The sequence below is a fragment of the Halobaculum sp. EA56 genome (genome assembly GCF_051195075.1).
Lineage (GTDB): Archaea > Halobacteriota > Halobacteria > Halobacteriales > Haloferacaceae > Halobaculum.
This window is the reverse complement of sequence record NZ_JBNTJX010000002.1, coordinates 173705-187383: the sequence shown is the minus strand read 5'-3', so window position 1 is coordinate 187383 and position 13679 is coordinate 173705. Positions and strand designations below refer to the sequence as shown.

Below are 13679 nucleotides of genomic sequence, written 5' to 3'. Positions count from 1 at the left end.
AAGGGAGGCGATAGGCCGCGGTGGCGACCGGGACGGCCGCGCGGTCGCGGGCGCCGTCGCCGTCGCCCCGTCGGGTCCGCGGACCCGTTCCCGGCGACGACCCGTCGTCGACGGCCCTTCGCCGACCCGAACGCTTTCGACGCGCGGCCGGGACGGATCCGTCATGAGCGACCCGACCTACGACATCGAGCGATACCTGAACGTTCGCTCGGCCTCCGGCGCCGCGTTCGCGCCGGACGGCACGCTGGCGTTCCTGATGGACACGACCGGCACCCCGCAGGTGTGGAGCCTCGGGGAGCCGGGCGCGTGGCCCGAGCAGCACACCTTCTACGAGGAGCGCGTCACCTTCGTCGACTGGTCGCCCGAGCGCCGCGAACTCGCGTTCGGCATGGACGAGGGGGGCGACGAGCGGGCGCAGCTGTACCGGCTCGACCCCGACACGGGCGTGGTCGCCGAGTGGACCGCGATGCCGGAGGCGAAACACCGCTGGGGCGGCTGGTCGAACGACGGCGAACGGTTCGCGTTCGCCTCGAACCGCCGCGACGAGGCCGTCTTCGACGTGTACGTGCAGGGCCGCGAGGAGACGGGCGAGGCCGCCGAGCTGGTGTACGAGGGCGACGGCTGGCTCTCGGTGGCGGGGTGGTCGCCCGACGACACGCGCCTGCTCGTCCACGAGGCGCACGGGAGCTTCGACCACGACCTCCACGTGCTGGACGTGGAGACGGGTGAACTGACCCACGTCACCCCCCACGCGGAGGCGGCGCGCTTCCAGAGCCCCGAGTGGACGCCCGACGGCGACGCGGTGTACGCCTGCACCGACCACGCCTCCGACACCCTGCGACTGGAGCGGATCGCGCTCGGCGACGCGGGGAGCGACGGCGGGGGTGGAGCGGACGCGGGCACGCTCGGCGACCTGACCGTGGTCGAGGACGGCGGCGAGTGGAACGTCGACGGGGTCGCCGTCGACGAGGACACCAACCGTGTCGCCTACACCCGCAACGTGGAGGGGTACACCGAGCTCACGGTGGGGGAGTTCACCGCCCCTGACCGCATCGACCGGTTCGCCGAGCCTGACCTCCCGAAGTGCGTCGCCGGCGGCGTCTCCTTCGGTCCGGACGCCGACCGGCTGGCGGTCACTGTCACCGGGAGCACCGTGAACACGAACTGCTACGTCGTGGACGTGAAGACCGGCGAGGCCGACCGCTGGACGTACGCCGCGACCGCGGGCATCCCGCCCGAGACGTTCGTGGAGCCCGAACTCGTCCGCTACCCCACCTTCGACGGACGCGAGATCCCGGCGTTCTTCTCGACGCCCGACGACGCGCCCGAGGGCGACACGCCGGTGATCGTCGACATCCACGGCGGCCCCGAGAGCCAGCGGCGCCCCTCGTTCAACGCGGTGAAGCAGTACTTCCTCAACAACGGCTACGCGGTCTTCGAGCCGAACGTCCGCGGCTCCTCGGGGTACGGGAAGGCGTACTCGCACCTCGACGACGTGGAGAAGCGGATGGACTCGGTGGCCGACGTCGAGGCGGGCGTCGAGTGGCTCCACGACCACCCGGTCGTCGACCCGGAGCGGATCGTCGCGATGGGCGGCAGCTACGGCGGGTTCATGGTGCTGGCGGCGATGACGGAGTACCCCGACCTGTGGGCCGCGGGCGTCGACATCGTCGGCATCGCCAGCTTCGTCACGTTCCTGGAGAACACCGGCGACTGGCGCCGCGAACTCCGCGAGGCCGAGTACGGGAGCCTCGAGGAGGACCGCGAGTTCCTCGAGTCCGTCTCGCCGATCAACAACGTCGGGGAGATCGAGGCGCCGCTGTTCGTGCTCCACGGCGCGAACGACCCGCGCGTCCCGGTGGGGGAGGCCGAACAGATCGCCGAGGAGGCGAGCGAGCACGTCCCGACCCGGACGCTGATCTTCGAGGACGAGGGACACGGGTTCACGAAACTGGAGAACCGGATCGAGGCGTACCGGGCGATCGTCGACTTCCTGGACGAGCACGTCTGACGGGGCGACCGCCGCCGGCCGGAGAGAAACCGGCAACATACGTCTCACGCCCCCGCGAGCCCGAACACGAGCGAATGAGTTATACCGCTCTGATACATCGGTAGCGGTGAACCCAACGATGTCCTCGCCGCACGACGCTCGGGTGCTCGTCGCGGTGTCGGACAACTCCTCGGCGTCGGTCGGCGCCGACATCGCGGAGGACATCGAGACCCGCCTCGGGGTCACCACGCTCCGCAAGTCTGGGAGCGTCGCGGCGGAGTACCTCCGGGAACTCGGCCCGACGATCGACTGCGTGGTGTGCGTCGCGCAGGACCCCGACTGCGTCGAGACCCTCTCGGTCGCGGCCGGCGAGGTGCCGGTGATCGTGTACGGCGACGAGATCCCCCCGGTGCCCGTCGACGACGTCATCGCGACCGACGGGGGGACGGGCGTGCTCGCGCGCCGCGTCGAGAAGCGGATCGACCGCGCCCGCGAGCGCGACGCGCTCGCGGAGGCGAACGCGAAGCTCGCGGCGCTCAACACGTACACGCGCGAGCTGACCGGCTGTGAGACCGTCGACGAGGTCAGCGACACCGTCGTCGACGCCGTGACGCAGGCTCTGGGCCACGGCCAGTGCGCGCTGGCGATCCTGGAGGGCGACGAGTTCTACGCGTACGGGCACACGCTCCCGAGCGACGCCGAGGTGCGACTCGGCGCCGACGAGGGGGTCGCCGGCCGGACCTATCGGACCGGCGAGACCCAGATCGTCGACGACTACGGCGCCGACCCGGACCAGGCCCGCGACGTCGAGTACATCAACTCGGTGGTGAGCGTCCCCGTCGGCGACCGCGGCGTCCTGCAGGTGACGTCGGACCTCGAGGGCGCCTTCGACGAGCGCGACGCGGAGTTCCTGGAGATCGTCGGGTCCCACGCCGGCGAGGCGCTCGCGCGCCTCGAACGGGAGGCGGACCTGCGGCTCGAACGCGACCGGCTGCACGCGTTCTTCGACGGGATCTGCTCGCCGGCGGTGTACGTCGAGGAGACCGCCTCCGGGTCCGAGGCGACGCTTCGGGAGGTGAACCCGGCCTACGAGCGCTTCTTCGGCGAGGCCCCCGTTGGCGAGCCCGTCCCCGAGGCGTTCCCGACGGACGTCGAGCGGCGGCTGTTCGGCGAGCGGATCCGCTCGAAGGAGGTTGTCAGCCGGACGATCGAGCGCGAGGCGGACCGGGGACCAAAGACGTTCACCGTCGGGATGGTGCCGGTGCAGAGTGCCGGCCCGGCGGGGTCGGCCTTCGGGCTGTACGCCGTCGAGACCGACGACTGAGCGTCGCCGCCGCGACCGCGCCCGGTCGCCGCGCCGATCGCGGGACGGCCCCGGTCCGTGATCACGGACGTCCGTTAAAGTCAACACCGGCGGCGTCGAACGCGCCGCCATGAGCACACAGGAGCGCGAGGAGGAGCGGACGATCCGCTGTCTCATCGCCAAGGTCGGCCTCGACGGTCACGACCGCGGCGCACACGTCATCTCGCGGGCGTTCCGCGACGCGGGGTTCGAGGTCATCTACTCCGGCCTCCACCGCGCGCCCGACGAGATCGTTCAGGCGGCCGTCCAGGAGGACGTCGACGTCCTCGGCATCTCGATCCTCTCGGGGGCCCACAACACCCTCGTCCCGAAGATCGTCGAGGGACTCGAGGAGTACGACGCCTTCGAGGACACCCTCATCCTCGTCGGCGGGATCATCCCCGACGACGACCGCGAGGAGCTCCTCGACATGGGCGTGGCCGCCGTCTTCGGCCCGGGGACGCCGATGGAGGAGACGATCGAGTTCGTGCGCGAGAACGTCCCCGACCGCGAGTGATGACGGACGCCGCATCGACGACGGAGGCCGACCTGGTCGCGGACCTGCTGGACGGGAAACACCGCGCCCTGGCCCGCGTCATCACGAAGATCGAGAACCGCTCGCCGGGCTACCGCGACATCGTCTCCGAGCTCCACGCCCACACCGGCGACGCGGACGTGATCGGCGTCACCGGCAGCCCGGGCGCCGGCAAGTCGACGCTGGTCGACAAGCTCGCGAGCGCCTACCGCGACCGCGGCGACACCGTCGGCGTCATCGCGGTCGACCCCTCCTCGCCGTACACCGGCGGGGCGGTGCTGGGCGACCGCATCCGCATGGCCTCCAACGTCGGCGACATGGACGTGTTCTTCCGGTCGATGTCGGCCCGCGGCACCCTCGGCGGCCTGTCGACGGCGACCTCGGACGCGATCAAGGCGCTCGACGCGTTCGGCAAGGACACGGTGATCATCGAGACGGTCGGCGCCGGCCAGAACGAGGTGGACATCGTCCGCACGGCCGACACGGTGTGCGTGCTCGTCCAACCGGGCTCGGGCGACGACGTGCAGATGCTGAAGGCCGGCATCCTCGAGATCGGCGACGTGTTCGTCGTCAACAAGGCCGACATGGACGGCGCCAGCCGCACCGTCGCCGAGCTGGAGGAGATGATCCACATGCGCGAGAACCCCGCCGCCGGCCTGAACACGGGCCACCACGGCCCGGTCGACGAGGAGGAGATGGCCGAGGTCGCTCTCGACGACAGCGACGAGGAGGCGTGGGACCCCGAGGTGATCGAGACGGTCGCCACCGACGGCGAGGGGGTCGCGGAGCTGATCGACACGCTCGACGCCCACGCCGCGTGGCTCCACGAGACGGGACGGATCGAGGAGAAGGCCCGGAACCGCTACGCCGAGGAGATCCGCCAGCTCGTCCGCTCCGACACCGCCGACCTGCTGGAGGAGGTCATCGAGCACGAGGGCGGCATCGAGGCGCTCGCGGACCGCGTGCTGGCGAGGGAGACGGACCCGTACACGGTGGCGGACGAGCTCGTCGGGCCCGTGCGGGAGTGCGTAGACGAGGAACTCGACCCGCGCTGAGCGTGCCGGCACGCGACGGCGACGCCCGCGACGGAACGGCCAGCGACGGTAGCGCGCCGTGTCCGCCGACGTAGCGCGCCGCTACTTCACGCCGGTACTCGGTCTACGCGGTGTCGGACCGACATCGTATCTCCAGAAACGGATGTCAGTTCGGTCGACAGGACGGCCGTACTACGCGACAGGACCGTCGTACCGCGCCGGTACGCTGCGTGTAGAAACGTGGGGGTCGGACGAACGGGCGAGGGCATGGCGAACCAGCCAGACGGCGCGGACGACCTGCGCGACGAACCGAACGAACAGCGACGCTGGATCCCGGAGTCGACCCGGCGGAACCTCCTGAAACTCGGCGGGGCGAGCGCCGTCGCCGCGGCCGTCGGGGGCGCGGGGTTGGTGGCCGGACAGGAGGACGACGGCGACGACGAGGGCGACGGAGACGAGGAGGAGGGATCGGATGACGGGCCCGGCGGGAGCGAGGCGGTGCTGGACGACCTGGTGGACCCGACGTTCGGCTACCCGCTCGCCACGGACGAGTCCGACGGCGTGTCCCTGGAACACGTCGTCGACGTGACCGCCCAGGAAGGGGACGGCGACCACCCCGACTTCCCGTCGGAGCCGGACCCGGAGACGCCGGGGTCCTTCCTGGAGGTCGGCGCGGAGTTCTTCTTCGATCCGGTCGGGCTCCACGTCCGCCCCGGCGACCTCGTTCACTTCTACACGCGCGAGGGGCTCCACACGGTCACCGCGTTCACCGAACTGGCGGAGCCGAGCCTCTCGCTCCCGCGGCGGGTTCCCGGGGAAACCCCGCCGTTCACCTCGCCCCCGACGACGCCTGGCCAGTCGTGGGTGTACGAGTTCGCCGACCCCGGCGTGTACGACTACTTCTGCTTCCCGCACCTCGGGCTCGGGATGGTCGGCCGGGTGGTCGTGTTCGACCCCGAGGAACACGACCTGTCGGAGGACCGGTTCGCCGGCTACGGGGACGAGGGCCTGTTCCCGAACGACCGGCGCGTCCTCGCGGCCGAGGAGCTCGCCCCCGCGAACGTCGTCGAGCAGGGGACGGTCGCCTGGGCGGACCTGACCATCGAACCGCCGACCGGAACCCCGGACGGAACGCCGACCGGGACACCGGACGGGAGCGAGTAGGGAACGGAACCGTCGAGGCGTGGACCGCGCGGGGCGGACCACGCCGGACGGCTACTTCTCCGCGAGCGACCGTGCGGCCCCGCCGAGCCGGTTCAGACGTACGTGAACCACTCGTCGTGGTCGTCGGTCCGCCGCTCCACGAGGTCGAAGAACGCCTGCTGCAGTTCCTCGGTCACCGGCCCGCGCGAGCCGTTCCCGATCTCGACGTTGTCCACCTTCCGGATGGGGGTGACCTCCGCGGCGGAGCCGGTGAAGAACAGCTCGTCGGCGGTGTTCAGCTCCCCGCGCGAGATGCTCACGTCGTCGTGGACCTCGTAGCCGCGCTCCTCGGCCAGCGTGATCACCGTGTCGCGGGTGATCCCGTCGAGGATCGACTCCGAGAGCCCGGGCGTGTAGATCTCGCCGTCGCGCACGAGGAAGATGTTCTCGCCGGGGCCCTCCGCGACGTTGCCCTCCTTGTTGAGGACGATCGCCTCGGCGTAGCCGTTGCGGCGGGCCTCCTCGCCCGCGAGCAGGGAGTTGACGTACAGCCCCGTCGTCTTCGCGTTCGTCGGGATCTGCGAGGAGGAGTGCTTGCGCCACGACGACACCATCGCCTCGATGCCGTTCTCCAGCGCCTCCTCCCCGAGGTACGCGCCCCACGGCCACGCCGCGACCGCGACTTCGGTCGGGCAGTCGCCCGGCGAGACGCCGAGCTGGTGGTAGCCGTAGTAGGCGATCGGGCGCACGTACGCGGACTCGAGGTCGTTGCGGCGGATGACCTCCATCGTCGCCTCGGTGAGCTCCTCGCGCGAGTACGGGATCTCCATGTCGTACGGTTTCGCCGACTGGTAGAAGCGGTCGAGGTGCTCCTCCCAGCGGAACACCGCCGTCCCCCGCTCGGTGTCGTACGCGCGCACGCCCTCGAACACGCCCGTCCCGTAGTGGAGCCCGTGCGTGAGGACGTGCGTGGTCGCGTCCTCCCAGTCGACGTACTCGCCGTCGTGCCAGATCGTGTCGACGTCCATCTCCGCGAAGCCGGCCATACGCGCTCGCAGGATTTGCCGGACAATAAATACCACAGAAACCGCGAGCGCGGACCGCCACGTCCCGCCCGCCGGCCGGCCGTTCCGACCCCCGCCGACCCCCATTTACGACCATGAATAATAAATTCGAGATATTTAATTACTTCAGAGAATTAGCGGGCGTCGATGGGATCACAGACGCCACGCGTCGCCGACGAGTCCGCGGGGGAGCGGCGCCCGAGCCTCCGGGAGGCGCTCGTGCCGCTCGCGGTCGTCGTCGCCTCCCTGGGCGTCGGCTCGGGGGTGCTCGGGCTGTCGCCGCACGCGCCGCTGCTGTGGAGTATCGCCTTCACCGGACTGTTCGCGCGCTACCGGCTGGGCTACGACTGGCCCGCCGTCTACGACGCCGCCGAGGGCGGCCTCAGGACGGGTATGCAGGCGATCCTCATCCTGTTCGTCATCTACGGGCTGATCGCGACGTGGACCAGCGCCGGCACCATCCCCGGGCTGATGTACTACGGTCTCGGGCTGCTTTCGCCGGCGGTGTTCCTCCCCGCCACCGCGCTGCTGGCGGCCGTCGTCGCCTTCGCCATCGGCTCGTCGTGGACGACCGTCGGCACGCTCGGCGTCGCGTTCATCGGCATCGGGAGCGGCCTGGGCGTGTCGGCGCCGATGACCGCCGGCGCCGTCGTCTCGGGCGCCTACGCCGGCGACAAGCAGAGCCCGCTTTCGGACACCACCAACCTCGCGGCCGCGGTGACCGACACCGACCTGTACGACCACATCAACGCCATGCGGCTCGGCACCGCCGTCGCGCTCGGCCTCTCGGTCCTCGGCTACGCCGCCCTGGGCGTGTACGCCGTGACCGGGTCGGGCGGCGACACCGCCGCCATCACTGAGCCGCTCGCGTCGACGTACGCGCTCGGCCCGCTGGTGTTCCTCCCCCTCCTCGTCACGTTCGGGCTGGCGGTCCGCGGGTACCCGGCGCTCCCGTCGCTGGTCGCCGGGGTCTTCGCCGGGGCCGGCACCGCCGTGCTCGCGCAGGGGCGGTCGTTCACCGCCGCCTGGGACGCCTTCCTCAACGGGACCGCGCCGGAGACGGGCAGCGACCTGGTGAACGGCCTGCTCGCCACCGGCGGCGTCGCCGGGTCGGGGTGGACCATCGCCGTCGTCGTCGCCGCGCTCGCGCTGGGCGGCCTGCTGGAGGGCACCGACGTCCTCGCGGTGGTGACCGACGCCCTCGCGGACCTGGTGTGGTCGCGCAACTCCCTCGTCGTCGGCACCGGCGGCGCCGCGCTCCTCACGAACGCGTTCACCGCCCAGCAGTACATGAGCATCGTCGTCCCCGGGGTGAGCCTCCGGGAGCTGTACGACGAGTACGGCCTCGACTCCCGGGACCTCTCGCGGGCCGTCGAGGCCGCCGGCACCCCCACCGGCCCGCTGTTCCCGTGGCACGCCGGCGCCGTCTTCATGGCGGGCGTGCTCGGGTTCGAGACGTCGTGGGCGTTCGTCCCGTACTACTTCTTCGGGCCGCTGTCGGCGCTCGCGCTCGTCGGGCTGGCGCTGGCCGGGCGGGCGACGACGCCGACGGAGGCCCCGGCGGGGGCCGCCCCCGCGGACGATTAGGGCGGGACGCGAGCGAAGCGAGGCCTCGGAGCAACCGCGGCAGGGCCTCCGGCGACCCCGTCGCTACCGCCTGAACCGGTCCGTGGGGTACGCTTCCCCGAACAACTCCACGGTCCCCCCGCCGTAGCGCTCGAACCCGAGCGACTCGTAGAACCGGCGACCCCGCTCGTTCGCGGCCAGACACTCGACGTACTCCGGCGTCTCGTCGTCGAGTGCGTCGCTCCCCCGCCGGACGAGCGCCGTCCCGATCCCCTCTCCCCAGTGGTCGGGGTCGACGTAGACCGCGCGGTGCTGGGCGGCGTCGTCGGGGACGAACGCGTGCGTGTTCGTCTCCCCCCACGCGACGTTGCTCACCCCCGCGACGCCGTCGTCGACGACCGCCACGAGGAACAGCAACTCGTCGTCCGCGCGCTTGCGCTCGAACCGCTCCGCCGGGTAGAACTCCGCGGGGTCCGCCGTCGCCTCCGCCAGCGCGTCGGCGTCGAGGAGCCCGTCGTAGCCGCGTCGCCACGAGCGCGCGAGCGTCTCCCGAATCCCGCGGAGGTCGCCGGCGCGGGCGGGACGGACCGTGGGGTCGGTCGGCACGGTCACGTCGTGGTCTGTCGGCGCGGAAAGCCGTTTCGGGGGCGTGTGACCACGCGAGCGCGACCCACCGGCCGCCTCACTCCCCCGCGAGCCACCCGTCGAACCGCCGCCTCCCGAGCGCCACGAACTCGTAGTCGAACCCGAACACCTCGTGGGTGCAGGTGCCGGACCAGTCCGTCTCCCGCATCGCCGCCGCGAGGTCCTCGAACGGCCGGTCGCCGACGCCGACCGGCAGGTGCTCGTCCTCGCCGGACTCGCCCCGCCGGGTGTTCAGGTGGACGTGGTCGATCCGGTCGCCGTGCTCGCCGAGCAGATCCGCCTGCCACGCGAGGTCGTACCCGGAAACGAGGGCGTGGCCGGTGTCCAGGCAGGCCGACGCGTCCGTCCGATCGAACAGCTCCGGGAGGTCGCCGGCGTCGAAGAACGGTCCCTTCACGTTCTCGACGACCAGCGAGAAGCCGCGCTCGGCGGCGTAGTCGTCGACGCGGCGGACCGACTCGTAGATCAGGTCGCGGATCTCCGGCCCCCCGTGCTTCGCGGGGTGCCCCCGCGAGGTCGCGTGCATCACGCCACGCTCGGCCCCCATGGCGAGCGCCGCGTCGACCGACGCCTCCAGTTCCCGGCACGCCCCGTCCCGGGCCGCCCCGTGGACGCTGCCCGGGTCGACCCGGTACGGGAGGTGGACGACGGCGTCGACCGCCGCGTCCGCCAGCGCCGCCCGCACCGCTTCCGGGTCGACCTCCGACCGCTCGAAGGCGGCGTCCATGTTCAGTTCGACGAAGTCGAAGCCCGCCTCGACGGCGAACGAGAGCGCCGCGTCGAGGTCGTGACCGTGCTCGACCGTGAACCCCTGGCGGAGGGACATGTCCGCCGCATCGGGGAACCCCGAAGAAAACCTATCGAAGCGCCTCGACCAGCTCCTCGCCCTCGACGTACGGGAAGCCGTTGCGGTCGGCGTACTCGCGGGCGGCCGCCGGCGACAGCGCCCGGCCGGTCTCGTCGTCGAGCATCTCACAGACCACGACCGCGGGCGGGCGTCCGGTTTCGGCGGCCAGTGCGAGCCCCAGTTCCGTGTGGCCGAGTCGGTCCGAGAGGCCGTCCGGCGCGCCCCGGAGCACGTGGACGTGGCCGGGGGCACGGAACTCGGCGGCGAACTCCTCGGGGCCGTACTCGACGCCGGCGTCGACGGCCGAGGCCATCGACGCCAGCTCCGTGACGGTGCGCGCGCGGTCGTCGTCGGTGACGCCGGTGAAGGTGTCGCGGTGGTTCACCGGCAGCGAGAACGACGAGCGGTCGTCGTACCCGAGGTCGTGGCTCGCGGCCGCGGGGTGGTCGATCTGGTCCTCCAGGAACGGGAGGTCGACCGCGTCGGCGACGGCGTCGGAGACGGCCACGCAGATCAGGCCGCCGGCGTCGTTGCGCATGCGCGCCACGTCCGCCGGCGAGACGGACCCGGCGGGGTACACCAGGTCCGTCTCCCCCTCGCGGTCGTCGAAGTCGTGGATCAGGACGGGCCCGCCGGCGCGGAAGCCCGCGAGCGCGCGGTCGAGCCGCGCCGCCTGCCGGCTCACGCCGATCCCCCGGCACCCGCCTCGTCGGTCCCCGGGGCCGGCCCGTCGGCGCGGTCGGCGTCGGTGACGTGCACCTCGATCCCGTCGCCGTCGTCGAGACCGAGCTCCTCGCGGAGCTTCGCGGGCGCGATGACCTCCAGCTGGTCCTCGTCGTGGTGGGTCCGCTTGGGGACGATGACGTGCGCCGGCGCGAACGCGTCGGCGCCGGCGTCGGCCTCGGCGCGCACCTCCGCGGCGTAACACGTCGCCGGGCCGAACGTCCGCTCCTCGTCCTCCCAGCCGTCGATGGGGACGCCCTCGACGGAGTCGAGCCCCGCGCGGGCGCGCACCGCCGCCTCCGTCAGCGAGACGTTCAGCGTGCCGGGGAACGGCTCGTAGCCGAGGCGCTCGACGAACTGCTCGTGGTAGCCCGACAGCTGGATGTAGTGGCGGCCCTCGCCCATCCCGGAGGTGACCGTCCCCGAGAGCGTCAGGCCGTCCTCCCCCTCGAACAACCGGCGGTAGTCGGCGTACTCGGCGCGGAGCCGCCGCTCGCCGGCGTCCGTGACCGTCACCCACTGCCCGTCGCCGACGACGTCGCGGTCGAGCAGGCCCGCCGACTCCAGCCGCTGGAGCCGCCGCGAGGCCGTCTGGCTGGAGGCGTCGAGGCGCTCGCCGAGCGTGGAACACGAGACCTTCACGGGCTCGCCGAGGCCGCCCCGGAGCGCGACCGTCTTCAGCGCGGCCACCTCGTCGTGGCCGACGGCCGTCGTGGTGGAACTCATTGGCCGTACTCGGGGCCCGCCGCCCAAAAGCATACCGAATCCGGTACGCGTAACAGAATCGTTACGTGGCGTCACGCGACCGGGACCGCTACCGCATCTGAGAGGCCGACGCACCAAAAGGCGTCGGTGTCGGCGGGCCGTGACGGCGGCCTGTTGGACGGGCCACCCGGCGGCGAGCCCGTCGAGCACGTTCGCGACGCACCGGCCGCGGGCGGGCGCGGACGCATCGGAAACCCATTTATCGGCGGCGGGGGAAGCGACGCGCATGCTCAGACAGTTCCGGTCGGCCGTGGCCGCGGCGCTCTCGGACGCGCTCGCCGACCTCGGCTACCCGACCGACGACCTCGGCATCGAGGACCCCCCCGACGGCGTCGACGCCACGCTCGCCTCCAGCGTCGCCTTCAGGCTGGCGAGCGAGGCGGGCGCGCCGCCGCCGCAGGTCGCCGCCGAGGTCGCCGGGGCGGTCGACGTGGCGGGTACGGAGTACCTCGCGCGCGTCGACACCGGCGGCCCGTACGTGAACTTCTTCGTCGACGACGCCTACCTCGCGGACACCCTCGACGCCGCTCGCGACGCCGGGTACGGGCACCTTCCCCCGAAAGACGAGTCCGTCGTCGTCGAGCACACCTCCGCGAACCCGACCGGACCGGTGCACGTCGGCCGCGCGCGCAACCCGATCATCGGCGACGCCGTCGCCAACGCCATCGAGTACGCGGGCTACGACGTGGAGCGCCACTACTACGTCAACGACGCCGGCCGCCAGCTGGCCATCTTCACGTGGGCCTACGAGACGTTCGACGAGTCCGACCTCCCCGAACCGACCCGCGACAAACACGACTACGACCTCGTCCGCTACTACCGCAAGGGCAACGAGGTGCTGGAGGAGGGCGAAGAGGAAACCGTCGAGGCCGCCGAGGCGGAGATACAGGCCATCCTCCAGGGCCTCGAGTCGGGCGACGAGGACACCTACGAGCGCGTCGGCGAGGTCGTCGACACGGTGCTTTCGGGCATGGAGGAGTCGCTCGCGCGCCTGCCCGCCGAGTTCGACGAGTTCGTCAAGGAGACGCGGTTCATCCGCGACGGCTCCTGCGACGAGGTGGCCGAGCGCCTGAAGGCGCTGGAGGAGTCCGTCCTGGAGGAGGGCGCCTGGCAGGTCGACCTGAGCGAGTACGGCTACGAGAAGAAGCTCGTGTTCCTCCGCTCGGACGGGACCTCCCTGTACACCACCCGCGACCTGGCCCACCACGAGTGGAAGTTCGACAACTACGACCGCGCGGTGACGGTGCTCGGGGAGGACCACAAGCTCCAGGCCGGCCAGCTCCAGGCCGCCCTCGACCTCCTCGGCAACGACACCGACCGCCTGGAGTCGACGTTCTACTCGTACGTGAACCTCCCCGAGGGGAAGATGTCCACGCGCGCGGGGACGGCGGTCAACCTCGACGACCTGCTCGACGAGGCGGTCGAGCGCGCCCGCGAGGAGGTCGAGGCCCGGATGGACGACCGCATCCGCGACGACGACCTCGCGGACGAGGACGTCGAGCGGATCGCCCGCCAGGTCGGCGTCGGCGCCGTCCGCTACGACATCGTCTCCAAACAGCCGACCAAGGGGATCACCTTCGAGTGGGAGCGCGCGCTCGACTTCGAGGCGCAGTCCGCGCCGTACGTCCAGTACGTTCACGCGCGCTGCTGCGGGATCGTGGCGGAAGCCGGCGACGAGGGGCTGGCCCCCGACGCGGCGGTCGACCCCTCGGCGCTGTCGACGCCCGAGGAGCGCGACCTGCTTGAGGTGATCGCCCGCTTCCCGGCCGTCGTCGAGCAGGCGGCCGAGGACCTGGAGCCCCACCGCGTCGCCACTTACACCCGCGAGTTCGCCGAGACGTTCAACGCCTTCTACCGCGAGTGCCCGGTGCTCACGGCCGAGGACGCGGAGACCCGCGAGGCGCGCCTCGCCCTCGTCGCCGCCGCGCGCAACACGGTGGCGAACGCGCTCGACGTGCTGGGCGTCGAGGCGCCGGAGTCGATGTAGCCGGGGGCGATCGCGGAGAACGAGTCGGTTCTCTCCGC

Annotated in this window: 12 protein-coding genes; 7 read left to right on the top strand and 5 right to left on the bottom strand. The window is 71.8% G+C overall.

Features of this window, described 5'->3' with window-relative positions; genetic code table 11:
• Positions 1-163: 163 nt before the first annotated feature.
• The 5 genes from ACQUQ1_RS04090 to ACQUQ1_RS04070 all read left to right on the top strand — a co-directional run bounded on the left by ACQUQ1_RS04090 (position 164) and on the right by ACQUQ1_RS04070 (position 6065).
• Positions 164-2011, top strand: a complete 1848-nt coding sequence (locus ACQUQ1_RS04090; RefSeq protein ID WP_435062992.1) for a S9 family peptidase — start codon at positions 164-166, stop codon at positions 2009-2011.
• Positions 2012-2129: 118 nt separating this feature from the next.
• Complete coding sequence (locus ACQUQ1_RS04085) at positions 2130-3314, top strand: GAF domain-containing protein (RefSeq protein WP_435062991.1); 1185 nt, start codon at positions 2130-2132, stop codon at positions 3312-3314.
• A 109-nt stretch (positions 3315-3423) separates the two neighbouring features.
• Positions 3424-3849 (top strand): cobalamin B12-binding domain-containing protein, encoded by a 426-nt coding sequence (locus ACQUQ1_RS04080; protein ID WP_435062990.1) that lies wholly within the window; start codon positions 3424-3426, stop codon positions 3847-3849.
• On the top strand, positions 3849-4922 hold the full coding sequence (gene meaB / locus ACQUQ1_RS04075) for a methylmalonyl Co-A mutase-associated GTPase MeaB (protein ID WP_435062989.1): 1074 nt from the start codon (positions 3849-3851) through the stop codon (positions 4920-4922). The genes ACQUQ1_RS04080 and meaB overlap by 1 nt, the downstream gene beginning before the upstream one ends.
• Before the next feature lie 246 nt (positions 4923-5168).
• Positions 5169-6065 carry a plastocyanin/azurin family copper-binding protein gene (locus ACQUQ1_RS04070; RefSeq protein WP_435062988.1) on the top strand — a complete coding sequence of 299 codons (897 nt, stop codon included), beginning with the start codon at positions 5169-5171 and terminating at the stop codon, positions 6063-6065.
• 92 nt (positions 6066-6157) lie between these two features.
• Here the strand turns inward: ACQUQ1_RS04070 and ACQUQ1_RS04065 are convergent, their stop codons facing one another.
• Positions 6158-7090: a branched-chain amino acid transaminase gene (locus ACQUQ1_RS04065; protein ID WP_435062987.1), complete on the bottom strand. Its 933-nt coding sequence runs from the start codon at positions 7088-7090 to the stop codon at positions 6158-6160.
• A 165-nt stretch (positions 7091-7255) separates the two neighbouring features.
• Here ACQUQ1_RS04065 and ACQUQ1_RS04060 point away from each other — a divergent pair, with 165 nt between their 5' ends.
• Entirely contained in the window at positions 7256-8695 is a 1440-nt protein-coding gene (locus ACQUQ1_RS04060) for a Na+/H+ antiporter NhaC family protein (protein WP_435062986.1), read from the top strand.
• A gap of 63 nt (positions 8696-8758) precedes the next feature.
• On the opposite strand, the gene ACQUQ1_RS04055 is transcribed toward ACQUQ1_RS04060, so the two are convergent.
• From ACQUQ1_RS04055 to ACQUQ1_RS04040, 4 genes are all read right to left on the bottom strand, one after another.
• Positions 8759-9280, bottom strand: a complete 522-nt coding sequence (locus ACQUQ1_RS04055) for a GNAT family N-acetyltransferase (RefSeq protein WP_435062985.1) — start codon at positions 9278-9280, stop codon at positions 8759-8761.
• Positions 9281-9356: 76 nt separating this feature from the next.
• Positions 9357-10145, bottom strand: coding sequence for a sugar phosphate isomerase/epimerase family protein (locus tag ACQUQ1_RS04050; protein ID WP_435062984.1), 789 nt, complete (start codon positions 10143-10145; stop codon positions 9357-9359).
• Between the two features lie 31 nt (positions 10146-10176).
• The gene (ribB, locus tag ACQUQ1_RS04045; RefSeq protein WP_435063296.1) at positions 10177-10857 is read right to left on the bottom strand and encodes a 3,4-dihydroxy-2-butanone-4-phosphate synthase; all 681 of its coding nucleotides are present in this window, start codon (positions 10855-10857) and stop codon (positions 10177-10179) included.
• Complete coding sequence (locus ACQUQ1_RS04040) at positions 10848-11615, bottom strand: DUF120 domain-containing protein (RefSeq protein WP_435062983.1); 768 nt, start codon at positions 11613-11615, stop codon at positions 10848-10850. The genes ribB and ACQUQ1_RS04040 overlap by 10 nt, the downstream gene beginning before the upstream one ends.
• 265 nt (positions 11616-11880) lie before the next feature.
• Between ACQUQ1_RS04040 and argS the strand changes: the two genes are divergently transcribed.
• Positions 11881-13641, top strand: coding sequence for an arginine--tRNA ligase (argS, locus tag ACQUQ1_RS04035; RefSeq protein WP_435062982.1), 1761 nt, complete (start codon positions 11881-11883; stop codon positions 13639-13641).
• Positions 13642-13679 lie beyond the last annotated feature (38 nt).

Coding starts and splice junctions, on each gene's coding strand:
- ACQUQ1_RS04085 (WP_435062991.1), top strand. CDS start 2,130: ATGTCCTCGCCGCACGACGCTCGGGTGCTCGTCGCGGTGTCGGACAAC.
- argS (WP_435062982.1), top strand. CDS start 11,881: ATGCTCAGACAGTTCCGGTCGGCCGTGGCCGCGGCGCTCTCGGACGCG.
- meaB (WP_435062989.1), top strand. CDS start 3,849: ATGACGGACGCCGCATCGACGACGGAGGCCGACCTGGTCGCGGACCTG.
- ACQUQ1_RS04070 (WP_435062988.1), top strand. CDS start 5,169: ATGGCGAACCAGCCAGACGGCGCGGACGACCTGCGCGACGAACCGAAC.
- ACQUQ1_RS04040 (WP_435062983.1), bottom strand. CDS start 11,615: ATGAGTTCCACCACGACGGCCGTCGGCCACGACGAGGTGGCCGCGCTG.
- ACQUQ1_RS04065 (WP_435062987.1), bottom strand. CDS start 7,090: ATGGCCGGCTTCGCGGAGATGGACGTCGACACGATCTGGCACGACGGC.
- ACQUQ1_RS04080 (WP_435062990.1), top strand. CDS start 3,424: ATGAGCACACAGGAGCGCGAGGAGGAGCGGACGATCCGCTGTCTCATC.
- ACQUQ1_RS04050 (WP_435062984.1), bottom strand. CDS start 10,145: ATGTCCCTCCGCCAGGGGTTCACGGTCGAGCACGGTCACGACCTCGAC.
- ACQUQ1_RS04060 (WP_435062986.1), top strand. CDS start 7,256: ATGGGATCACAGACGCCACGCGTCGCCGACGAGTCCGCGGGGGAGCGG.
- ACQUQ1_RS04090 (WP_435062992.1), top strand. CDS start 164: ATGAGCGACCCGACCTACGACATCGAGCGATACCTGAACGTTCGCTCG.